Raw genomic sequence first — 20,751 nt, forward strand, 5'->3', positions numbered from 1 at the left:
TTGCCTGCCGTTGCCTCGGCTCGGGGCACACCCCACATCCTTTATTCGGAAATGTTATAATTTAAAAAAAATATAACACCGGACGCATAACCCTCTGCTGCCCAGTCAGACCACTACCCCCGGCAAGCTGCGTCCACTGAAGAAGCCCGTGATGCGATGTCTCGCAGCTGGCATCTTCTCCCGTTTCACATATCTTGAAACAGAACGCTTTCACACCGCCGGAGTGCTATGAATATCACCATTCGACAATTGCGCGCCTTGCTGGCCGTGGCACAGGAAGGCTCGATTGCCAATGCATCGGAAAAATTGTTCCTCACCCGTCCCGCAGTGTCGCAAACGCTGCAGGAACTGGAGCGTCAGTTCGGCCGAAAACTGTTCCATCGCGTGAGCAACCGCTTGATCCTGAATTCCGAGGGCAAGCAACTATTGCCCTATATCGACGAACTGATTCAGCGCATCAACCAGATCGAGAATTTCTTCAGCAGCGACTTCGAGAATTACAAGAACATCAAGATCGGCACCACCAAGACCATTGGCAACTACCTGCTGCCGAACGTCCTGCAGCGCTTCCATCAGGAGCTCGGCGTCGGTTACCCCTCCTTGTTCGTCGGCAGTACCGGCGACCTGTGCGCCAAGCTGCAGACCACCGAGCTTGACGTGGCGATCATGGAAAAGGATGTTCAGGATGTCACGCTGAACAAGCTGCCTTGGCTGTCCGACGAGATGATCGTCATTGCACCGCCGGATTCGACACTCGGCATGGCGAGCGAACTGGAAATCGCCGATCTGGACAAGCAACTTTGGGTTGCGCGCGAGCAAGGCTCCGGCAGCCGCGAACAGTTTGATTTCCATATCGGGCGTAGGCTCAAGCATCCGCACATCGCGATGGAGATCAATGCCACCGAGGCCATTATCAATAGCGTGATCCACGGCATCGGCCTGGCATTCGTCTCAAAAATCGCCGTCACCCAGGCGATCGCCCATAACCTGGTGCGCGCGCTGCCGATGCGCGAGCGATTCCACCGCGAGTTCTGCATCGCCACCTATAGCGAGAAATACATCGGTCCAGAGCTGCAGGCGCTGCTAGATTTTCTCGAGACCTACCGCCAGCAAAACCCTCGCTGAAGCGAACCGCCCATCGCGGGCGCCGGGGAACTGGCGCCCGCCTCCCCGCATAAATAAAAAAACCCTTCCACCGAGTGGAAGGGTTTTTTGGTAAAACCACCAACTAGCTGCTTTAGCGCTTGATGACCTTGACCTTGTAACGGCCGTCGTCTTGCTTGTAAGCACCGTGAATGTCGGTGTCGAAGCCCGGATAGTGCTTGCCGACTTCGATCAGCATCAGCAGGAAGTCCAGCACCGCAACGCTGTCCTCGGTGATCACTTCGCCCGGCAGAACCAACGGCACGCCCGGAGGATACGGCAAGATCATGTTGGCGTTGACTTGGCCAACCAGCTCTTCGACGTAAACTTCTTCGGTCTGATCCTTCAGTACGCGCTGGAAGGCTTGGTGCGGCGTCATTTCTTGCTGCGGCAGCACTTCGAAGGCGTGGTACATCATTTCCGGCAGGTTGAACTTGCGCATCAGCTTGTGGATGCCTTGTGCCAGATCCTGGATGCGCATGTCTTCGTAGAACGACGGGTGCTCGTTGTACAGGCTCGGCAGCATGACCTTGACCTTCAGGTTCAGGTCGTAACCGCGCTTGAACTCGGTCAACGTGCGCAGCAGCTTCAGCGACTTGGACTTGTCGATACCGATCGAGAACAGGAACAGCAGGTTGTACGGACCGGTCTTTTCCACCACGATGCCGTGGTCGTCCAGGTACTTGGACACGATGGAAGCCGGGATACCGGTGTCTTCCAGCGTACCTTGCTTGCTCATGCCCGGGGTCAGGACGGTGACCTTGATCGGATCGAGGTACATGTGGTCGGCATCGATGTTCTTGAAGCCGTGCCAGCCATCGGTCGGCTTGAGCGGCCAGCAATCCGGACCGTCGATGGTGTCCGGCTGCCATACGTCGAAGAACCAACCCTTGGTCTCGGTACGCAGCTTCTTGATTTCCTTGCGGAAGTTCAGTGCGCGTTCAACCGAGTTCTCGATCAGGCGGCGACCGGCATTGCCCTTCATCATCGCCGCGGCGACTTCGGTCGATGCCACGATGCCGTATTGCGGCGAGGTCGACGTGTGCATCATGAACGATTCGTTGAAGGTTTCATGATCCACTTGGCCCTTGATGTGAATCATCGAGGCTTGCGAGAAGGCGGCCAGCAACTTGTGGGTCGACTGGGTTTCGTAGACGACCTTACCCGGCACGGTTTCACCGCTCATACCGTACTTGCCTTGGTACATCGGGTGGAAGTTGGTGTACGGTACCCAGGCGCTGTCGAAGTGCATGTGCTTGACGTCGAGGGTCTTCTTGATCCACTCGGTGTTGTACAGCAGGCCGTCGTAGGTACTGTTGGTCACCACGGCGTAGGTCGGCCAGGTGGCGTTCGGGGTTTCGGCGATCTTCTCTTCGATCACTTCGCGGGTGAACTCGCTCTTCGGGATACCGCCGAGGATGCCGTAGGCGTTGCGGGTCGGACGGAAGTAGATCGGGGTCACGTTGCTCATCATCATCAGATGGGTGAGCGACTTGTGGCAGTTACGGTCGACCATGATGGTGCTGCCGGCCGGTGCCGCGAACATGCCGACGATCTTGTTGGCGGTCGAGGTGCCGTTGGTCACGATGTAGCTGTTGGTCGCATTGAAGACCTTGGCGATGTATTCCTCGGCTTCGCGATGCGGACCGGAGTGGTCAAGCAGGGAGCCCAGTTCCGGCATGGATACCGAAACGTCGGCCTTGAACACGTTCGGGCCGTAGAAATCGTAGAACACGCTGCCGACCGGGCTCTTCAGGAAAGCCGAGCCGCCCAGGTGACCCGGGGTGCAGAAGGTGTACTTGTTGGATTCGACATACTTGAACAGCGCCTTGGTGAAAGGCGGCACGATGTCGTCAACGTAGGCGCGAATACCCTGATCGATCGTCACGAAGATATCTTCGGACTGATCCAGGTGGTATTCGAAGAAGTTCAAGTTCAGACGCAGTTCGGTCAGCGAGACATCCAGAACGGTATTCTGGTTGGCAAAACCGAACAGCGGCAGCTTTTCATTCAGATTGCTGATTTCGCTGCACAGCGCCAGGCCGAAATCGTCCCAATCGAACAGCACGGCGGCAACACGCGGGTTTTGCTCAATCAACTTGAGCGCGTCGCACTTGCTGTCCGGATAGACTACATCGTAGCCGGCTTCAGCCATGACGGCGTGCAATTCCTGAATCGGTTCGACTTTGAACTGCGGTGCATCGTTACTGGTCAGAATCAGAATGGTTTTCATACATGAGTCCCTTTCTTGGGGTTTACAGCACCCGGCGGGAGCCCTCCAGCCGGGTACGGATTCCGGCTGCGGTTAGGCGCTAGCCTCCGCGGTAACTGCTTGGCGCTGGCCCATCTTGCGTGCATAGAACATCAGGATGATCAGCGAGACGATGAACGTACCCATCAACGGGGTCGCATCGGCGCCGGCCAGGCCGACCAGGCAGAACGCACTGCCCACGACGCAGGCGATCAGGCTGACGATGCTCTTGGTGGTCATGCCTTCGAAACGGATCAGGTTTACGCAGCTGTAGAAGTACGGCAGCAGAGTCAGCAGTACGGCAATCGAGGTCAGTTCGTTGAACAGGCCGGAGGCGTTGCCGGTACCGGCAAACACGTTCAGCAGGATCAACAGCGCGGTCATCTTGACCGAAGCCAGCAACAGGCCGCTGCGTGCAACGCCATTCTTGTCGGTCTTGCCATAGATGGCCGGGAAGTTGCCGTCGGCAGCAGCACGACGACCGGCTTCGCCCACCAGCATCATCCACGAGCCGAGCGAGGTGAAGCAGGCAAATGCGGCGAACGCGGACACAACCGGCGCAGCCCAGTTACCGAACATGTGGCTGGTAGCCAGGGCGAACGGCGCACCCGCAGCAGCCATTTCCTTGGCCGGGAACATGCCGCTGATGGCTTGAGTCGAGGAGATGTACACCAGACCGGCCAGACCGGTACCCAGCATGGTGGCGAGCGGTACGGTGCGCTTCGGGTTGTCGACCAGACCGGTCGACACGGAAGCGGACTCGACACCGACGAAGGCCCACAGGCACAGGATCACAGCGCTAACCATCGCCGAGCTGTCGCTCTTGCCGGAAGTATTCCAGTTAACCATGTAGGTGTGCGCGTCGAACCAGCCCCAACCCACGGTTGCGGTCAGAACCACCGGGATCAGGATCAGGATCAGACCCAGCGAGGTCAGACGGCTGACCCAGGTGCCACCCATCAGGTTGACAAAGGTAAAGATCCAGACGATGACGACCGAGGCAATGGTAGCCGGCCACGGTTGGTTCAGGATCGGGAAGAAGGTCGACATGTAGGCGACGCCAGTGATGGCGATTGCCAGGTTACCGATCCAGTTGGCGTGGTAGTACAGCACGCCGGTCTGGAAGCCGAAGGCCGGGGAAACTTCACCGGCGTAGGCAATCGGACCGCCTTGTTGGGGGTTGACCGTGCCAAGACGGGCATAGACATAAGCAAGGCACATAGCGCCGAACATGCAAATGATCCAGCTCCAGATGGAGACGGAACCGATGTGAGCCAGGTTGGCGGGCAACAGGGCAATACCGCTCCCCATCATGTTGCCGGCAACGACGCCGATACAGGCGAGCAAACCGATTTTCTTGGGTGTCGTAGTCATAGTCTTCAAGTACCTCAGGGTTTAGGCTTGTCAGTGCCGGCAACGGTGGGCTGTGCCTGGCCTGCGCCTTTTCTGTGTTTCTCTGGAAAGAGATCAAGCTGCGAATCCGCCAGACGTCGGCGCGTTGCCCGGGCGGCGGATGGTTGCTTTCGTTCGAGAGGTGCTTCCTTGAGCACGAGGCAAGTGTAGGACTAGTCTGAACAACAGAAAATAAATTAATAATGAATCTCTAATTAAGTGAAACTTACCCACTCACGGTATCAAAACAGCAAATTCTACTTAATTAGCACAATAGACGACCCAACATCGCGCCATGCAACATTCGCATCAAAAAATTAGGCAACACATTGTTTTATAAAATATTATTCAAGATGCCAACCCAATAACATTGGCAATGAAATGGTTTTTCGCGGCGAAGATACCGCAAGCGCACAATGTCGACAGCATGTCGAGAAACAGGGGGATACGGCAGGATGCAGAATGGAAATTCACGTCGCAAAAATCGCACTGCGCGTGAGGGACTGCGGAAAAAAAGCAAAGAAAAAACCCGCTTGTGGCGGGTTCATCTAGATCCAGTTGTCGAGAAAACTCGACCCTCCCTCAACCTGAAAGGGAGATTAAACAGCCTGGATGTTCGACGCTTGCTTGCCTTTCGGACCATTGACGATGTCAAAGCTTACACGTTGCCCTTCCTTCAGGGACTTGAAGCCTTGCATGTTGATGGCCGAGAAGTGAGCGAACAGATCTTCTACCACCTTCATCGGGGGTGATGAAACCGAAGCCCTTTGCGTCGTTGAACCATTTGACGATACCAGTTGCCATTTCACTTCCTTGCATAAACAGGCTGGTGAGGCCGACCAACAAAAGCTTAACGTTTTCTCATGCATTCCAATTAAGCCAAGCACCTGATGTGCATTTCTACGCAACCATTGCCACAGCGTCAAGTCATAAGTAATCGAATTGAATGCACTTGAAAAATTTCCGACTGGAACCAAAATTGTAGTAAGCAGCGATTTTGCCGAAAGCCGACATGTCTACGCAGTACAAGGAAGATGCCGAGAACCAGGCATCAACAGTGAGCACACCCCCGCCACCCATGTATAAGGTGTTGTTATTGAATGACGATTACACGCCGATGGATTTTGTCGTACAGATCCTGCAGCGTTTCTTTCACAAGGATCGCGAGCAGGCAACCATAATCATGCTTCAGGTACATACGCAAGGCCATGGCGTGTGTGGCATTTATACCAAAGATGTGGCTGCAACAAAGGTTGAGCAGGTGTTGCACTTTTCGAAAGTGCATCAGCATCCGCTCCAATGCGTGATGGAGGAAAACTGATGATTGCCCAAGAGCTTGAAGTGAGCCTGCACATGGCGTTTATGGATGCCAGACGCAAGCGGCACGAATTCATCAGCGTCGAACACCTGCTGCTGGCCATGATTGACAACCCGTCTGCCGCCGATGTGCTGCGGGCGTGTGGCGCCAATCTGGACCAACTCAAGAAACAGCTGACGGATTTCATTGATGAACACACCCCCACCGTCCCCGGTGAGGCCGAGGTGGAGACCCAGCCCACGCTGGGATTCCAGCGCGTGATCCAGCGCGCCATCCTGCACGTGCAGTCCTCGGGTAAGAAAGAGGTCACCGGAGCCAACATCCTGGTCGCCATCTTTGGGGAAAAGGACTCGCATGCCGTGTATTACCTGCATCAACAGGGCATTTCGCGCCTGGATGTGGTGAATTTCATTTCGCACGGCATCACCAAGCAACGTTCGCCGCAACAGCCGTCCGAGTCGCGCGAGGGCAACGAGAGCGATGGCGAGGAGCAAGCCGCGCCTAGCGGTGGCGCACTGGAGAACTACACGCTCAATCTCAACGCGCTGGCGCGGGACGGCAAGATCGACCCGCTGATCGGCCGCGAGCACGAACTGGAGCGCACAGTGCAAACCCTGTGTCGCCGCCGCAAGAACAACCCGCTCCTGGTCGGCGAGGCCGGTGTGGGCAAGACGGCCATCGCCGAGGGCCTGGCACGGCGCATCGTCAACAAAGAGGTGCCCGAGGTCTTGGCTGGCGCCACGGTCTACGCGCTCGACATGGGGGCGTTACTGGCCGGCACCAAGTATCGCGGCGATTTCGAGCAACGCCTCAAGGCGGTGATCAAACAACTGACAGACGATCCGCACGCCATTCTGTTCATCGACGAAATCCATACGCTGATTGGTGCGGGCGCGGCCTCCGGCGGTACGCTGGATGCCTCCAACCTGCTCAAACCGGCGCTGTCGAACGGCAATCTGCGCTGTATCGGAGCCACCACCTACAACGAGTTCCGCGGCATCTTCGAAAAAGACAACGCGTTATCGCGCCGCTTCCAGAAGATCGACATCGTCGAGCCTACCGTGGAACAGACGGTGGAGATCCTCAAGGGGCTGAAGTCGCGCTTCGAATCGCACCATGGGGTACGTTACACCGCCGGCGCGCTGGCCACGGCTGCCGAACTGTCGGCACGCTACATCAACGACCGTCACCTGCCCGACAAGGCAATCGACGTGATCGACGAGGCGGGTGCCGCGCAGAAGATCCTGCCCAAGTCGCGCCAGAAGAAGGTCATCAACAAATCGGAAATCGAGGAAATCGTCGCCAAGATCGCACGCATTCCGGCCAAGACCGTCTCCAGCAGCGACAAGAACGTGCTGCGCAATCTGGATCGCGACCTGAAGAACGTGGTGTTTGGCCAGGATAAGGCCATCGACGCGCTGTCCACAGCGATCAAGATGTCGCGCTCGGGCCTGGGCAACCCCCAGAAGCCGATCGGCTCCTTCCTGTTCTCCGGCCCGACCGGGGTGGGCAAGACCGAGGTGGCACGTCAGCTGGCATACGCGCTCGGCGTCGAACTGGTGCGTTTCGACATGTCGGAATACATGGAACGTCATGCGGTTTCGCGCTTGATCGGCGCGCCGCCGGGATATGTCGGCTTCGAACAGGGCGGCCAGTTGACCGAATCCATCACCAAGCACCCCTACTCGGTGCTACTGCTCGATGAAATCGAGAAAGCGCACCCGGATATCTACAATGTGCTGCTGCAGGTGATGGATCATGGCACGCTGACCGACAACAACGGCCGCAAGGCGGATTTCCGCAACGTGATCCTGATCATGACAACCAATGCCGGCGCCGAGTCGCTGTCCAAGCCGAGCATGGGCTTTACCAACGAACGCGCGCTGGGCGACGAAATGGCCGATATCAAGCGCTTGTTCAGCCCAGAGTTCCGCAACCGGCTGGATGCCATCATCTCGTTCTCGACCTTGGACGAACAGATCATCCTGCAAGTGGTGGACAAGTTCCTGATGCAGCTCGAGCACCAGTTGGCCGACAAACACGTCGATATCCACTTCACCGACGAGCTGCGCAGCCATCTGGCCAAGCATGGCTTCGACCCGCAGATGGGTGCCCGCCCGATGGCGCGTTTGATTCAGGACACCATCCGCAAAGCGCTGGCCGACGAACTGCTGTTCGGCCGCCTGGCCGACGGCGGCGAGGTCACCGTCACGGTCGATGCGGACGGCAAGGTGGATCTGCGCTTTGCAGAAGAGAAATTGGCCGAAGCGCTGTAATCGCGGCACGACTCCAACGAACCGGCAGGCGAGCCTGCCGGTTTTTTTTGCTCAGCCGCGCGGGTGATGCTGGGCGTGCAATTGCTTCAACCGTTCGCGCGCCACATGAGTATAGATCTGGGTGGTGGAAATATCGGCGTGCCCCAACAGCAACTGCACCACGCGCAGATCGGCGCCGTGGTTGACCAGATGCGTGGCGAAGGCATGGCGCAGCGTGTGCGGACTAAGCTTAGGCAGTCCCTGTCGCTCGGCATAGCGCGCGATCAGATACCAGGCCATCTGGCGCGTCATCGGCCCCTTGAGGCGGGTAATGAACACGGCATCGTTCTGGACGCCGGCCAATAGATGCGGCCGGGCATTGCTCAAGTAGCGTTGCAGCCAATCGACCGCGATTTCGCCTAGCGGCACCAAGCGCTCCTTATTGCCCTTCCCCACCGTCTTGAGCACCCCGCTCACCAGATCGATCTGCTGTAGTGTCAGCCCGACCAATTCGGATACACGCAAACCGGTGGCATACAACACCTCGAGCAAGCAACGGTCGCGCATCCCCTGCAAGGTGCCGATATCCGGCGCCGCCAGTAATGTCTCGACATGCGATTCGGACAAAGCCTTGGGAAGACGCAGCCCGAGCTTGGGTGTGCCGAGTCGTGCCGCCGGATCGTCCTGACGCAGGCCTTGCTGCAATTGATATTGATAGAAACGCTTGGCGGCACTCAGCAAGCGCGCGCGCGTTGCCGGCTTTTCGCGATCCGCGCACAACAACAGCGCCGATGCCAGCATCGCACCATCGGCCTGTGTCAGCGTGCCGCCCACTTGGGCAAGCCGCTCGGCTAGCTTGGCCAGATCGCGTCGATAGGCGGCCAGCGTATTGCGCGATAGGCCATCGGAGAGCCAAAGGTGATCGAGAAACGGGTCGATGACATCAGACACGTCGTTCATGCGCGAGTAGCCACTCCTTGATACCGACCGTTTGGCGACCGGTCGACTGATTGAAACCACCCAGCCCCGATGTAGCCACCACGCGGTGGCAAGGCACGATGATCGGCAGGGGGTTCCGACCGCAAGCTCCGCCGACCGCGCGCGCGACGCTGCCCAAATCACGCGCCAGATCCCCATATGTCTCGGTCTGCCCACAGGGGATGCAAGCAATCCGTTGCCAGACTCGACGCTGAAACTCGCTGCCGTTCATGCGTAGCGGCAACGAAAACTCGAACTCGGGATCGATAAACCAGGCGTCAAGCTGATGCACCACCTCGGCCGCGAAACTCCCCGGCGCGGGCGCCGAAAGCGGTGAATCGCCCGGCAGGAAGCGGATACTCTCCAACACGCCGCCTGCGGTGCCGATGGCCAGGCAACCGAACGGCGCGGTGATCACGACAGGCTGTTGCATGGGGTCCTCCCGATTTCGGACAGAAAAAAAGCGCAAGGCATAGCCTTGCGCTTCATCATAGCGAAAAAGCAAGCGATCAAGCTTCTTTCTTGAACGACAGCTTTTCCTTGATACGTGCGGACTTGCCGGTACGGCCGCGCAGGAAGTACAGCTTGGCGCGACGTACATCGCCGCGGCGCTTCACTTCGACAGAAGCCACCAGCGGGGAGTAGGTTTGGAAGGTACGCTCAACGCCTTCGCCCGCGGAGATCTTACGCACGATGAACGAGCTGTTCAGACCGCGGTTCTTCTTGGCGATAACCACGCCTTCGTAAGCCTGCAGACGCTCACGGTTACCTTCCTTTACCTTTACTTGAACGACAACGGTGTCGCCCGGCGCAAAGGACGGAATGGTTTTGCCCAGGCGGGCGATTTCTTCTTGTTCCAGAATTTGGATCAGATCCATGTTACAACTCCTGATTTTTTGCGGAGGCTTGTTCCTGCTGATACTCAGCCAGCAGCCGAGACTCCTGTTTTGACAACTTGCGGGCAGCCAACAGATCGGGGCGACGCAGCCACGTTCTGCCAAGCGCCTGCTTTAGCCGCCAGGCGGCGATCAGGGCATGATTGCCAGACATCAAGACGTCCGGCACCCGCATGCCCTGGTAATCTTCAGGTCGGGTGTAGTGCGGGCAATCCAGCAAGCCGGTGGCAAAGGAATCCTCGTCCGCCGACATTGCATCGTTAAGCGCACCGGGCAACTGACGCACTAGCGAATCGATCAGCACCATCGCGGGCAACTCCCCGCCAGACAGCACGTAGTCGCCGATGGAAATCTCCTCGTCGACTTGGCGCTGGATCAACCGCTCGTCGATACCCTCATAACGACCGCACAACAAAATCAAACCGGGACGCGCGGCCATTTCGATCACCTTATCGTGATCGAGCCTACGCCCCTGCGGCGACAGATACACCACATGGCTGCCAACACCCAGCGACTGCTGGCGAGAGCGGGCGGCCAAAATCGCCTTTTCCAACGGTTCGGGCAACATCACCATGCCCGGGCCGCCCCCGTAGGGACGGTCGTCCACGCGCCGGTAATTGTCCTCGGTGAAATCACGCGGATTCCAGGCGTGAAACCCCCAGATGTCCTGCTGCAGTGCGCGGCTAGTGATCCCGCTCGCGCAAATGGCGTCGAACATCTCGGGAAACAGCGTGACGGCATCGATCTGCATCAGTAATCGGCACCCCAGTCGACCACGATGCGACCGGCATCGAGCTCGACGCTGGTGACAACCGCGTCCACAAATGGAATCAGACGGCGCGTTGGGCCGTCATCCACCACCAGCACGTCGTTGGCGCCGGTTTCCATCAGTTCTGTCACACTGCCGAACTGCTCGCCCTGAAGGTTCTCGACTCGGAGACCGATCAGGTCGCTCCAGTAATACTCATCTTCCCCGGCTTCGGGAAGCTCCCCGCGCGGTACGGCGATTTGCATCCCGCGCATGGCCTCGGCCACATCGCGATCCGCAACGCCCTCCAACTGCGCAACCAACGCCTTGGGCTGAACCTGCCCATCGACGAACTTGTAGGGTTTCCAGTCGCCGTCCCTGCCCAACCACCACACTGGGTAGTCGAACAGGCTATCGACGAATTCGGTATCGGCATGCACCTTGACGGCGCCACGAACGCCGAAGGCGCCGCGCACAAAACCCATGATGACCAGATCGTTGTCGCGCATGCGCCCTGCTTCCGTATTCGGGACCAGAAGATCGATCAGGCTGCTGCCTGTTCCTTCAGCAGACGAGTCACGCAATCGGAAACTTGCGCACCAACGCCGATCCAGTAGTTAACGCGGTCCATGGTGAAACGAACGCGTTCTTGCTTATCGTTGGCAACCGGGTTGTAGAACCCCAGGCGCTCGATGAAGCGACCATCACGGCGATTACGGGAATCGGTCACCACGATATTGTAGAACGGACGGTTCTTGGAGCCGCCGCGAGCCAAACGAATGACTACCATTGTCGATTGTCCTTAATGAAAACGGATCTATAGAAAAGCCCATGATTCTAGGTCAGTTTTCCCTTATCTGGCAAGCGCTTATTCCGTCAAGCCTGCGAACAGGGGCAAAAACCGGCCGACACAGGTCCATTCATAGCATCCGCGTCACATTGTTCAGCGACGAATCCTCGGGGTGCGACTCGACGGTAAAGCCAAGCTTCCGCATCAGCTTGAGCATGCCTTTATTACTGGCCAACACCTCGCCGCGCATCATCTTCAGCCCCTGTTCGCGCGCCGCCGCGAACAGGGCATCCATCAGCATCGCGCCGATACCGTGCCCCTGCCAGTGATCGGCCACCTCCAACGCAAACTCGCAGCCCTCGTTGTCCGGATCGGTAATGAAGCGCGCCACCGCCAATTGCTCCTCGGCGCCGGTACCGTCGTCGCGCACCACCGCGAGCGCCATCTCGCGGTCGTAGTCGAGCTGGGTGAAGCGAACCAGCATGGTTTGCGACAACTGCTTGATACTCGACATATAGCGGTTGTAGCGGCTTTCCTCCGACAGGTTGCGTACAAAGGCCTGTTGCATGTCCGCGTCTTCCGGACGGACCGGGCGGATGATCACCGGCGTGCCGTCCGGCAATTGCGCCTGTCGAATCTGGCGGGTCGGATAAGGCATGATCGCCATGTGGCTATACCGCTTGCGATCCTCCCGAACCGCCGCCACCACAATGCGCGCATCCAGCGCAATGACGCCCAGATCGTCGGCGACCAGCGGGTTGATATCCAACTCTCGCACCTGCGGCAATTCGCACACCAACTCGGACACACGCAACAACACCTGCGCCAACTGATCTCGATCCACCGGGGGCATATTCTTGAACGCACCCAACAGCTTGCCGATGCGCGTCCGGTCGATCATGCGGTTGACCAGATAATCGTTGAGCGGCGGCAGCGCCAGCGCCCGATCGTTCATCACCTCGACGGCAATACCGCCCGCACCGAAGGTAATGACCGGCCCGAACTGCACATCGTGCATCACGCCGACCATGGTTTCGCGGGCAAAGCGGCGGCGGCGCATCGGTTGCACCGAAATCCCGTCGATGCGGGCATCCGGACGCGAAGTTCGTGTGCGTTCGAGGATACCGGCAAAGGCGGTGCGCAGCGTTGCCTCGTTGGTGATATTCAGTTCCACCCCGCCGACGTCCGACTTATAGAAGATATCCGGCGAATCGATCTTCAAGACCACCGGATAGCCGATCTTGGCGGCACAGGCCACGGCCTCGTCCTCGGTGCGGGCAAGCAGAATCTGATTGACTGGCACATGGAAGGCCGCCAGCACCTGCTTCGATTCGTATTCGGATAGCACGGCGCGACCATCGGCCAGCGCGAGATTGATCACCGCGCGAGCGGTCGACACGTCGGGCGCGTCGCGCCGCCCTTCCAGCGGCCCCGGCGTCTGCAGCAACAACTTCTGGTTCTGATGGTAGTTGGCGAGATTGCGGAACACCTCGATGGCGTATTCCGGTGCGCGGAAATGTGCGCACTTGGCCTTGCTGAACAATTCGCGGCTCTCGGCCACCTTAGCCTCGCCCAACCACGAGAGGAAAATCGGCTTGGTCGCTTCGCGCTGTAGCCCGATCATCAATTGCGCGGTGGTCAGTTGATCGGTGCCGGCCTGCGGCGTGAAGATCACCAGCACACCATCGACATGGTCGTCGTCAAGGCAAGCCTTGACCGCGGTGCGAAAACGCATTGGGCTCGCGTCGCCGATAATGTCGAGCGGATTGCCGCCCGACCAGTTGCGCGGCAGCACCTGGTTGAGCAGCGACATGGTCTGCGGCGTCAACTGCGCCAATTCGACACCGTAACTGGCGACGCTATCGGCGGCCAGAACCCCAGGACCGATGCCGTTGGTAACGATGGCCAGCCGGTTGCCCTGCACGCGGAAGTTGGCGGCCAGCACCTTGGCGGCGGTGAACAGTTGGGCGATGGTGTCCACACGCAGTACCCCGGCGCGCGACAGCGCGGCGTCGAACACGTCGGCGCTACCGACCAGGTTGCTGGAATGCGTCAGCCCGATCACGTCGTTCTCGTACCGACCGGACTTGATCACCACCACGGGCTTCGTGCGCGCGGCCGCTCGCAGCGCGCTCATGAAGCGTCGCGCATCATGGATGTGGTGCACGTGCAACAAAATGCCTTGGGTGAAGTTGTCGGCGACCAGGTAATCCAGAATTTCGCCGAATTCGACGTCGACCGCGTCGCCGACCGACACCACACTGGAAAAGCCGATGCCCTTGCTATCGGCCCAATCGAGCATCGCTGTGCATAGCGCGCTCGATTGCGACACCAGCGCCAGGTTGCCCGGCCGCACCTTGCTCATGTAGTTGCTGGCGTTGAAGCCGGCTACCGGCCGCATCAACCCCAGCACGTTGGGCCCCAGAACCCGAATGCCGTAGTGGCGCGCGATGCCGACCGCCTCGTGCAGTATCTCGCGCTCGAGCTGCTCGGCGTCGGAGAACTCTTTGGCCAACAGCACCGCCTTGACGCCCTTCTTGCCGCAATCGCGCATGATGGCCGGCAACGTTCGCAGCGCAGTGGTCACCACGGCCAGATCCAACGGCGCATCGATCTGGCGCACCGACTGGCTGGCTTGAACGCCGCCCACCACTTTGTGATTCAGATTAACGGGAAAGAGCTTGCCCTGGAAATTGCCGGCCAACAGATTGGCGAACACGGCCTGCCCGATCGAGCCAGGTGTGTCGCTGGCCCCCACCACGGCCACGTTGCGCGGAGAGAACAGGGATGTCAGATAATGCGGTTTCATCGGCAGTCGCCCAAAGTCGCGTTCAAACCGTTGCCGGGCCTGCTTATGCAGAAGGCAGGGACATTCCACAAGAATATCATCTGCCGCTGATTCAGTATTGACTGTTGCAGCCGCAGAAAAGATTGCAAGCAGGCTCTGTAGCAATCCGGACGCATAATTGATAACCTACGCTATTGGCCAGAACCTGCCCAAGTTGTCAGGAAGAGATGAAAGTATCATGACGAAACGCGTCGTCACGCTTGCCCACTACTACACCCAGCCGGAAGTCCAGCAAATGGCCGACAAAGTCGGCGACAGCCTGGAGCTTTCGCTTTATGCCCAGGAAGCCGAAGCCGACATCATCGTGTTCGCCGGTGTACGCTTCATGGCCGAGACCGCCAAGATCCTCAACCCGAAAGCCCGGGTGATCCTGCCCGACGCCGATTCCACCTGCTCGCTGGTCACCCAGACCGACGTGACGCAACTGGCGAAGTGGCGCAACAGCTACCCGGATCACGTCCATGTGTCGTACATCAACTCCAGCGCCGAGCATAAGGCGTTGTCCGACTGGATCGTCACCAGCCGCAACGTCGACGACGTCATCGCGGAGCTGTACAGCCAGGGCAAGAAGGTCATCTTCTCCCCCGACCGCAACATGGGCGCCTACTTGAACTTCCAGTACGGCTACGACATGCCGCTCTGGTCGGCCGTGTGCGAAGTGCACGACAAGTTCAACGAGACCGCGCTTAACGAGGCCATTGGCGCGGTCGATGCCGCCCATCTGATCGCCCATCCGGAAAGCCCCCTGCCCGTGCTGCAACGCGCCGAATACGTCGGCTCGACCTCCGGCATGCTCAACTGGGTGAAGGGCTATCAGGGCGAGACCAAGGATGTGATCTTCGTCGCCACCGAGGACGGCATCCTGTACAACATGCGTATGGCACGGCCGGATCTCGATTTGCGCCAGGCGCCGATCTATGCCGGCTGCCAATGCAACTCCTGTCCGTACATGAAGCTCAACAATGTCGAGGCGGTCAAACGCGCTCAGGACGGCATCGGTCTGGAAATCGACTACCTGACCACCGAGCAGATGGCCGCCGCCCGCGTGCCGATCGAACGTATGCTGGCCTTCAGCCAGCGGTACCTGGCCTGATGCACCGAACCCGCCGCATGGCGGGTTTTTTCATCGCTCGGCGGCGCCCGACAGTTTTCTTCCCGTCCCGCCGAGCGATACAATCACCGGGGATCCCAAGGAAAAAATGGCATGAAGTTTCTGATCAGCAACGACGATGGCTATCTGGCGCCCGGCATCAACGCCTTGGCGGCAACCTTGGCTCGCTTCGGCGACGTCGTCGTGGTCGCGCCGGAACGCAACCGCTCCGGCGCCAGCAATTCGTTGACGCTCGACCGTCCGCTGTCGGTACGCAAGGCGCCCAACGGCTTTTTCTTCGTCAACGGCACGCCAACCGACTGTGTCCACCTGGCGGTCACCGGCCTGCTCGACTTCCGTCCGGATATGGTGATTTCCGGCATCAACCACGGGCCGAACATGGGTGACGACACCTTGTACTCCGGCACCGTGGCCGCCGCCACCGAGGCATTCCTGCTTGGCATCCCCGCCCTGGCCTTCTCGCTGGCGAGCAACGCCGCCGACAATTTGCCGACAGCCTGTCATGCCGTGGAGAAACTGGTCGAGCGCTGCCTACAGAAGCCATTTAACCTACCGGTGCTGCTCAACGTTAATGTCCCGGACATTCCGGTCGATAAGATCGAGGGGATCAGCGTGACCCGGCTCGGGCGGCGGCACATGGCCGAATCGGTGATCAAGACCGTCACGCCGCGCGGAGAAACCGTATACTGGGTCGGCCCACCCGGCAGCGTACAAGACGCCGGCGCGGGCACCGACTTTCACGCCATCGCCAACAACCGCATTTCGGTCACCCCGCTGATGATCGATCTGACGGCCTACGACCAACAAGATGGGATCAAAACATGGCTCTGCAGTTGACATCGTCGCGCCAGGACTACGGCATGCTGTCCGACCGGACCCGCATGCGCATGATCGACCGGTTACGGCAAGCCGGCATCCGCGACGAGCGTGTCTTGGCCGCGATGTACGAGGTCCAACGCCACCTGTTCGTCGATCAGGCGCTAGCCACCCGCGCGTATGACGATGTCGCCCTGCCGATCGGCATGGGACAGACCATATCCCAACCGCTGACCGTGGCACGCATGACGGAATTGCTATTCGCCGACCGGCCGATCGGTAAAGTATTGGAAATTGGCACTGGCTGCGGCTACCAGACGGCTGTACTACTCAAAATGGGTGCGACAGTCTATTCGATTGAACGTATCGGCACATTACTCGACAAAGCAAGAAAGCATTTGCGTACCGCCAAGCTGGTTCACGCACGCCTGGTTCATGGAGACGGCCACTTCGGGCTGCCCGAGGCGGCGCCTTTCGACGGCATTATCATGGCCGCCGCGGCCAAAGCGGTGCCCGAGGCGCTGCTCGGGCAACTGGCGGAAGGAGGCAGGCTGATCATGCCGATGGGCGACACGGAGCAGTATCTGTGGCACATCGAGAAAACACGCCAAGGCCTGCAAAGAACCAAACTGGATGCGGTCAAGTTCGTGCCCTTGTTACCTGGACGCGATTAAATGCCGTCAGTATGTCGTGGCAACAGCATAAATACCACATACGTATTGTTGGACAATTTACAATTTATCTCCGTTAGCATATAAAAAATCCGAATGATGATCTTGCCATCTCGCCGTACTCGCCTGACCGCCACGCTGGTCGTGTTGGGACTTTGCGGCTGCAGCAGTTTCGTTCAGCAACCCGCGCCGGTCGAGTCGGGCAGTACGTCAGCGCGGCCGAGCACTACGCGCACCACCACCGAGAGCGCCCCCGCGAGCCTCTCGACAGGCACTGGCGCGCAAACCGCGCCATATAAGGCGGACGCGCCGATCGGCGCCACCACGGCGGCGGCTAAGCCGGTTGCCGTAAGCGCCGATGACGGCAAGACACACGTCGTCGCGCCAGGCGAGAATCTGTTCCGCATTTCGCTGGCACATGGGCTGAAATATCAACAGGTTGCCACCTGGAACAACCTGCCTGACTTTAGCATCAAGGTCGGCCAGGTACTGCGGTTGACACCGCCTTCGGGCGACCAGCCATCCGCTGTAACAACGGCCAGCCCGGCAGCAACACAAATTAACAGATCTGCCGGGCAACCGGCGATCAAGGCATATCCTAAAGCCCTGAAATTGGCATACTCTGATGCAGCAGTTCATGCCATAAGGGCAGAAAGTGAAGGCGACAACCGCCCGGCAACACCGGTTACCGTCAAGCCGACAGCCAGTGCTCCGACAACCGTCGCTTCGGCGCCGGTCACCGTCACGGCACCGCCCAAGGAAAGTTCGGCCCCGAGCGCCGCCGGCGAAGATGCCGTCGCCTGGATGTGGCCGGTCAATGGCAAGACACTGCGCGGATTCTCCGACAGCAACAAAGGCGTCGACATCGGCGGCCGAATGGGACAACCGGTGCAGGCCGCCGCAGACGGAAAGGTGGTGTACAGCGGCAACGGGCTGAGAGGCTACGGCAAACTGATCATCATCAAACACAACAAGACATTTCTATCGGCGTATGCCCATAACAGCCAGCTGTTGGTCAAGGAGGGTCAGACCGTAAAGAAAGGACAAAAAATTGCCGAAATGGGGAATACGGATGCGGATCAGGTCAAGCTGCATTTCGAAATCCGTAAATTCGGCAAGCCTGTGGATCCGATGCAGTACCTGAACAGCAAGCCCTGATCGGGGAATTCCCCGGCCCGGGTAAAACTTAGGCGGGGGAAGCATGAACAATGAACTCGATATCCTCGAAGACGAGGAAACAGTAGAAGATGCGGGCGCCGAAGAGACAGTTGCAGAGCAGGCCGAAAGCGAAGAAGGATCGGAAGCGCCCCTTGCCCATGACGAAACCGCCGATGTCACCCAGATCTACCTGAACGACATCGGCAACAACGCCCTCCTCACCCCCAAGGAAGAGCTGGAGCTGGCTCGCCGCGTCGTACAAGGCGAATTCGAAGCCAGGCAAAAAATGGTCGAACACAACCTGCGTCTGGTTGTGAACATCGCCAAGCATTACATCAACCGTGGCCTGGCCCTGCTCGACCTGATCGAGGAAGGCAACATCGGCCTGATGCACGCGCTGGAAAAATTCGATCCGGAGCGAGGCTTCCGCTTCTCCACCTATGCCACCTGGTGGATTCGCCAAAGCATCGAACGCGCCATCATGAACCAGTCGCGCACTATCCGCCTGCCGGTGCACGTCATCAAAGAACTCAACGTCTACCTGCGCGCCGCACGCCACCTGGAAAGCCAGATCGGACGCGAGCCGACGTTGGAGGAAATCGCCCATCTGGTGGATCGCCCCGTCAGCGAAGTACGTCGGGTCATGAACCTCAACGAACGCATGGCCTCCCTCGACGCTCCGCTGGACATCGATCCGATGCTGTCGATCGGCGAGTCGATCCCCGACGAGCAGCATGACGAGCCGGAAATGCAGCTGCACAACACCCAGCTCGAGCGCTTCGTACAGGACTGGATGGCCCAACTCAACGACAAGCAGCGCATGGTGATCGAACGCCGCTACGGTCTAAACGGCCATGAAATCTGCACGCTGGAAGAATTGGCTGCCGCGCTGAATCTGACACGCGAGCGCGTCAGGCAAATTCAGATCGAAGGACTGGAGCAACTGCGCCGCATCCTGCGGCGTAAGGGAATCTCCAAAGACTTCCTGCTCTGACATCCCGCTAAAGGCCGGAAAACGTTTCCGGCCTTTGTCTTGCAACGCCACCGAGTCAACCCGCCTCATCGACCGGCACCCCGCCCAGCGCCTTGTACAACAAAACCAAGCTGGAGGCACGAGCCTGAAGCTGTCGCACCCTGGCCGTTTCAAGTTGCAGTCGCGCGATCTGCGCCTGTAGCCAGGGCTCGCGTCCACTCACGCCGGTGGCGTATGCCAGCTGCGCATCGTGTTCGGAACGACGCGCCAAGTCTAGGCTGTCATCCGTGCGTCGCAAGTCTTCTCGCGCCTGTCGGTGCCTGCGCAACGCATCGTCGGTCTCGCGCAACGCCTGCTTGACCGTATGCCGGTACGCCAGTGTCTCGGCTTCCCACTCGAGCCGTGCCTGCTCGCGCGCAACGCCTAAGCGCCGCCAATCGAGAAACGGTAGCTCCAAACCAATCGCCCCCACAGCCAGCGTCCCACCCCATAGTTCGGTCAGCATGCTATTGGCCGCCCCAAGGCGGCCAGATAGCCCAATGCGCGGCAGCGGGTTCAGCCGTGCTTGATCGTAAAGCGCCAACAAGCGCGCCACCCTGGCGGCGGCGGCCGCAATGTCGGGGCGGCGCATCAGGCCCTCGGCGGCCAGCTCGGACGCCAACTCGGGCACGCGCTCCGGCAAAGCCACCGGCCAGGGCAGATCGTCGATCGTATCGCGTTCCAATAGCTCGGCCAGACGGTTCGCAGCCCAGTCGCGCTCGCGCGTCAGCGTCGACAACCATTCATAAGCATCGTTCAACGCCAAACGTGTCCGACGCACCTCGCGGTCGGCTAGCGCGCCCTGCGCCTGAGCCTGCTCATGCAGCCGCAGTAGCGATATCTGCAACATCACCGCTTGCTCGGCAAGCAGCGCCTCCCGCCACAGGGCCGACCATTGCCAATAGCGGATGGCCACCTCGGCACTGGTCGACAGGCGCAAAGCACGCCAGTCCAGCTCGCCGGCGCGCGCCAGCCACGCTTCCGCCTCCTTTCCTCGTGCAACCCGCCCCCACAAGTCGAGCTCATATTTCACGCGCAGATCGACGGCATGATTGCGCTGTGCCGCACCGCCATCCAGCGGGCGACTGACATCGACGGCCAAACCGCCACTGGGGTGCCAATCCGGCATGTCGAGTTGCAATCGCCAGCGGTCGGCTTGCAGGCGCAACTGCGCCAAGCGGACATTGCAACGCCTGGCCTCGTCAAGCAGCCCCAGCAGGGCCGGATCGTCGAAACCACGCCACCATGGCTCGGGCTCGGCCGCCGCGGCCGACGCGCACAGCGGTACCGCCTGCGGCGGCATCGAGGTGCAAGCGGACAAACACAAGGGCCACACCAGCCCCAACCAACGCTTCTTCATTGCG

18 protein-coding genes and 1 pseudogene are annotated in these 20,751 nt (G+C 59.4%); 8 read left to right on the top strand and 11 right to left on the bottom strand.

Going from position 1 to position 20,751, the window contains the following annotated elements:
* Positions 1-228: 228 nt before the first annotated feature.
* Positions 229-1,125, top strand: coding sequence for a LysR substrate-binding domain-containing protein (locus tag DFP86_RS10690; RefSeq protein WP_133681015.1), 897 nt, complete (start codon positions 229-231; stop codon positions 1,123-1,125).
* Positions 1,126-1,237: 112 nt separating this feature from the next.
* Here the strand turns inward: DFP86_RS10690 and DFP86_RS10695 are convergent, their stop codons facing one another.
* The 3 genes and pseudogenes from DFP86_RS10695 to DFP86_RS10705 all read right to left on the bottom strand — a co-directional run bounded on the left by DFP86_RS10695 (position 1,238) and on the right by DFP86_RS10705 (position 5,590).
* Positions 1,238-3,376: a lysine decarboxylase LdcC gene (locus DFP86_RS10695; protein ID WP_133681017.1), complete on the bottom strand. Its 2,139-nt coding sequence runs from the start codon at positions 3,374-3,376 to the stop codon at positions 1,238-1,240.
* Between the two features lie 72 nt (positions 3,377-3,448).
* Complete coding sequence (gene cadB, locus DFP86_RS10700) at positions 3,449-4,768, bottom strand: cadaverine/lysine antiporter (protein ID WP_133681019.1); 1,320 nt, start codon at positions 4,766-4,768, stop codon at positions 3,449-3,451.
* A gap of 617 nt (positions 4,769-5,385) precedes the next feature.
* Positions 5,386-5,590: pseudogene (locus DFP86_RS10705) on the bottom strand (cold-shock protein).
* 208 nt (positions 5,591-5,798) lie between these two features.
* Between DFP86_RS10705 and clpS the strand changes: the two are divergent.
* Positions 5,799-6,107: an ATP-dependent Clp protease adapter ClpS gene (clpS, locus tag DFP86_RS10710; RefSeq protein ID WP_133681021.1), complete on the top strand. Its 309-nt coding sequence runs from the start codon at positions 5,799-5,801 to the stop codon at positions 6,105-6,107.
* Positions 6,107-8,380: an ATP-dependent Clp protease ATP-binding subunit ClpA gene (gene clpA / locus DFP86_RS10715; RefSeq protein WP_133681023.1), complete on the top strand. Its 2,274-nt coding sequence runs from the start codon at positions 6,107-6,109 to the stop codon at positions 8,378-8,380. The genes clpS and clpA overlap by 1 nt, the downstream gene beginning before the upstream one ends.
* A gap of 51 nt (positions 8,381-8,431) precedes the next feature.
* Here clpA and xerD read toward each other — a convergent pair whose 3' ends face one another.
* The 7 genes from xerD to DFP86_RS10750 all read right to left on the bottom strand — a co-directional run bounded on the left by xerD (position 8,432) and on the right by DFP86_RS10750 (position 14,580).
* Positions 8,432-9,319, bottom strand: coding sequence for a site-specific tyrosine recombinase XerD (xerD, locus tag DFP86_RS10720; RefSeq protein ID WP_133681025.1), 888 nt, complete (start codon positions 9,317-9,319; stop codon positions 8,432-8,434).
* A complete protein-coding gene (locus tag DFP86_RS10725; protein WP_133681027.1) occupies positions 9,303-9,770 on the bottom strand; it encodes a methylated-DNA--[protein]-cysteine S-methyltransferase in 468 nt (155 codons plus the stop codon). Before DFP86_RS10725 ends, xerD begins: the two co-directional genes overlap by 17 nt.
* A 76-nt stretch (positions 9,771-9,846) precedes the next feature.
* Positions 9,847-10,215 (bottom strand): 50S ribosomal protein L19, encoded by a 369-nt coding sequence (rplS, locus tag DFP86_RS10730; protein ID WP_133681028.1) that lies wholly within the window; start codon positions 10,213-10,215, stop codon positions 9,847-9,849.
* Between the two features lies 1 nt (position 10,216).
* Positions 10,217-10,984: a tRNA (guanosine(37)-N1)-methyltransferase TrmD gene (trmD, locus tag DFP86_RS10735; protein WP_133681030.1), complete on the bottom strand. Its 768-nt coding sequence runs from the start codon at positions 10,982-10,984 to the stop codon at positions 10,217-10,219.
* A complete protein-coding gene (gene rimM / locus DFP86_RS10740; protein ID WP_133681032.1) occupies positions 10,984-11,490 on the bottom strand; it encodes a ribosome maturation factor RimM in 507 nt (168 codons plus the stop codon). Before rimM ends, trmD begins: the two co-directional genes overlap by 1 nt.
* Positions 11,491-11,525: 35 nt before the next feature.
* Positions 11,526-11,771, bottom strand: coding sequence for a 30S ribosomal protein S16 (gene rpsP / locus DFP86_RS10745; RefSeq protein WP_133681034.1), 246 nt, complete (start codon positions 11,769-11,771; stop codon positions 11,526-11,528).
* Positions 11,772-11,901: 130 nt separating this feature from the next.
* Positions 11,902-14,580, bottom strand: a complete 2,679-nt coding sequence (locus DFP86_RS10750; RefSeq protein WP_133681036.1) for a bifunctional acetate--CoA ligase family protein/GNAT family N-acetyltransferase — start codon at positions 14,578-14,580, stop codon at positions 11,902-11,904.
* Between the two features lie 217 nt (positions 14,581-14,797).
* Between DFP86_RS10750 and nadA the strand changes: the two genes are divergently transcribed.
* From nadA to rpoS, 5 genes are all read left to right on the top strand, one after another.
* Complete coding sequence (gene nadA / locus DFP86_RS10755; RefSeq protein ID WP_133681038.1) at positions 14,798-15,712, top strand: quinolinate synthase NadA; 915 nt, start codon at positions 14,798-14,800, stop codon at positions 15,710-15,712.
* 111 nt (positions 15,713-15,823) lie between these two features.
* Entirely contained in the window at positions 15,824-16,567 is a 744-nt protein-coding gene (surE, locus tag DFP86_RS10760) for a 5'/3'-nucleotidase SurE (protein ID WP_133681040.1), read from the top strand.
* Positions 16,552-17,220 (top strand): protein-L-isoaspartate(D-aspartate) O-methyltransferase, encoded by a 669-nt coding sequence (locus DFP86_RS10765; RefSeq protein ID WP_133681041.1) that lies wholly within the window; start codon positions 16,552-16,554, stop codon positions 17,218-17,220. The genes surE and DFP86_RS10765 overlap by 16 nt, the downstream gene beginning before the upstream one ends.
* 93 nt (positions 17,221-17,313) lie before the next feature.
* Positions 17,314-18,375 carry a peptidoglycan DD-metalloendopeptidase family protein gene (locus DFP86_RS10770; RefSeq protein WP_424991628.1) on the top strand — a complete coding sequence of 354 codons (1,062 nt, stop codon included), beginning with the start codon at positions 17,314-17,316 and terminating at the stop codon, positions 18,373-18,375.
* A gap of 43 nt (positions 18,376-18,418) precedes the next feature.
* The gene (gene rpoS / locus DFP86_RS10775) at positions 18,419-19,369 is read left to right on the top strand and encodes an RNA polymerase sigma factor RpoS (RefSeq protein ID WP_133681045.1); all 951 of its coding nucleotides are present in this window, start codon (positions 18,419-18,421) and stop codon (positions 19,367-19,369) included.
* A gap of 55 nt (positions 19,370-19,424) precedes the next feature.
* Here the strand turns inward: rpoS and DFP86_RS10780 are convergent, their stop codons facing one another.
* Positions 19,425-20,747, bottom strand: coding sequence for a TolC family protein (locus DFP86_RS10780; protein WP_133681047.1), 1,323 nt, complete (start codon positions 20,745-20,747; stop codon positions 19,425-19,427).
* Positions 20,748-20,751 lie beyond the last annotated feature (4 nt).

The organism is Paludibacterium purpuratum, from assembly GCF_004363805.1.
In the GTDB taxonomy this organism is placed as follows: domain Bacteria; phylum Pseudomonadota; class Gammaproteobacteria; order Burkholderiales; family Chromobacteriaceae; genus Paludibacterium; species Paludibacterium purpuratum.

What these genes read in the sequence shown, in the direction of transcription:
- DFP86_RS10690 (WP_133681015.1), top strand. Translation starts at nt 229, where the DNA reads ATGAATATCACCATTCGACAATTGCGCGCCTTGCTGGCCGTGGCACAG.
- DFP86_RS10695 (WP_133681017.1), bottom strand. Translation starts at nt 3,376, where the DNA reads ATGAAAACCATTCTGATTCTGACCAGTAACGATGCACCGCAGTTCAAA.
- cadB (WP_133681019.1), bottom strand. Translation starts at nt 4,768, where the DNA reads ATGACTACGACACCCAAGAAAATCGGTTTGCTCGCCTGTATCGGCGTC.
- clpS (WP_133681021.1), top strand. Translation starts at nt 5,799, where the DNA reads ATGTCTACGCAGTACAAGGAAGATGCCGAGAACCAGGCATCAACAGTG.
- clpA (WP_133681023.1), top strand. Translation starts at nt 6,107, where the DNA reads ATGATTGCCCAAGAGCTTGAAGTGAGCCTGCACATGGCGTTTATGGAT.
- xerD (WP_133681025.1), bottom strand. Translation starts at nt 9,319, where the DNA reads ATGAACGACGTGTCTGATGTCATCGACCCGTTTCTCGATCACCTTTGG.
- DFP86_RS10725 (WP_133681027.1), bottom strand. Translation starts at nt 9,770, where the DNA reads ATGCAACAGCCTGTCGTGATCACCGCGCCGTTCGGTTGCCTGGCCATC.
- rplS (WP_133681028.1), bottom strand. Translation starts at nt 10,215, where the DNA reads ATGGATCTGATCCAAATTCTGGAACAAGAAGAAATCGCCCGCCTGGGC.
- trmD (WP_133681030.1), bottom strand. Translation starts at nt 10,984, where the DNA reads ATGCAGATCGATGCCGTCACGCTGTTTCCCGAGATGTTCGACGCCATT.
- rimM (WP_133681032.1), bottom strand. Translation starts at nt 11,490, where the DNA reads ATGCGCGACAACGATCTGGTCATCATGGGTTTTGTGCGCGGCGCCTTC.
- rpsP (WP_133681034.1), bottom strand. Translation starts at nt 11,771, where the DNA reads ATGGTAGTCATTCGTTTGGCTCGCGGCGGCTCCAAGAACCGTCCGTTC.
- DFP86_RS10750 (WP_133681036.1), bottom strand. Translation starts at nt 14,580, where the DNA reads ATGAAACCGCATTATCTGACATCCCTGTTCTCTCCGCGCAACGTGGCC.
- nadA (WP_133681038.1), top strand. Translation starts at nt 14,798, where the DNA reads ATGACGAAACGCGTCGTCACGCTTGCCCACTACTACACCCAGCCGGAA.
- surE (WP_133681040.1), top strand. Translation starts at nt 15,824, where the DNA reads ATGAAGTTTCTGATCAGCAACGACGATGGCTATCTGGCGCCCGGCATC.
- DFP86_RS10765 (WP_133681041.1), top strand. Translation starts at nt 16,552, where the DNA reads ATGGCTCTGCAGTTGACATCGTCGCGCCAGGACTACGGCATGCTGTCC.
- DFP86_RS10770 (WP_424991628.1), top strand. Translation starts at nt 17,314, where the DNA reads ATGATGATCTTGCCATCTCGCCGTACTCGCCTGACCGCCACGCTGGTC.
- rpoS (WP_133681045.1), top strand. Translation starts at nt 18,419, where the DNA reads ATGAACAATGAACTCGATATCCTCGAAGACGAGGAAACAGTAGAAGAT.
- DFP86_RS10780 (WP_133681047.1), bottom strand. Translation starts at nt 20,747, where the DNA reads ATGAAGAAGCGTTGGTTGGGGCTGGTGTGGCCCTTGTGTTTGTCCGCT.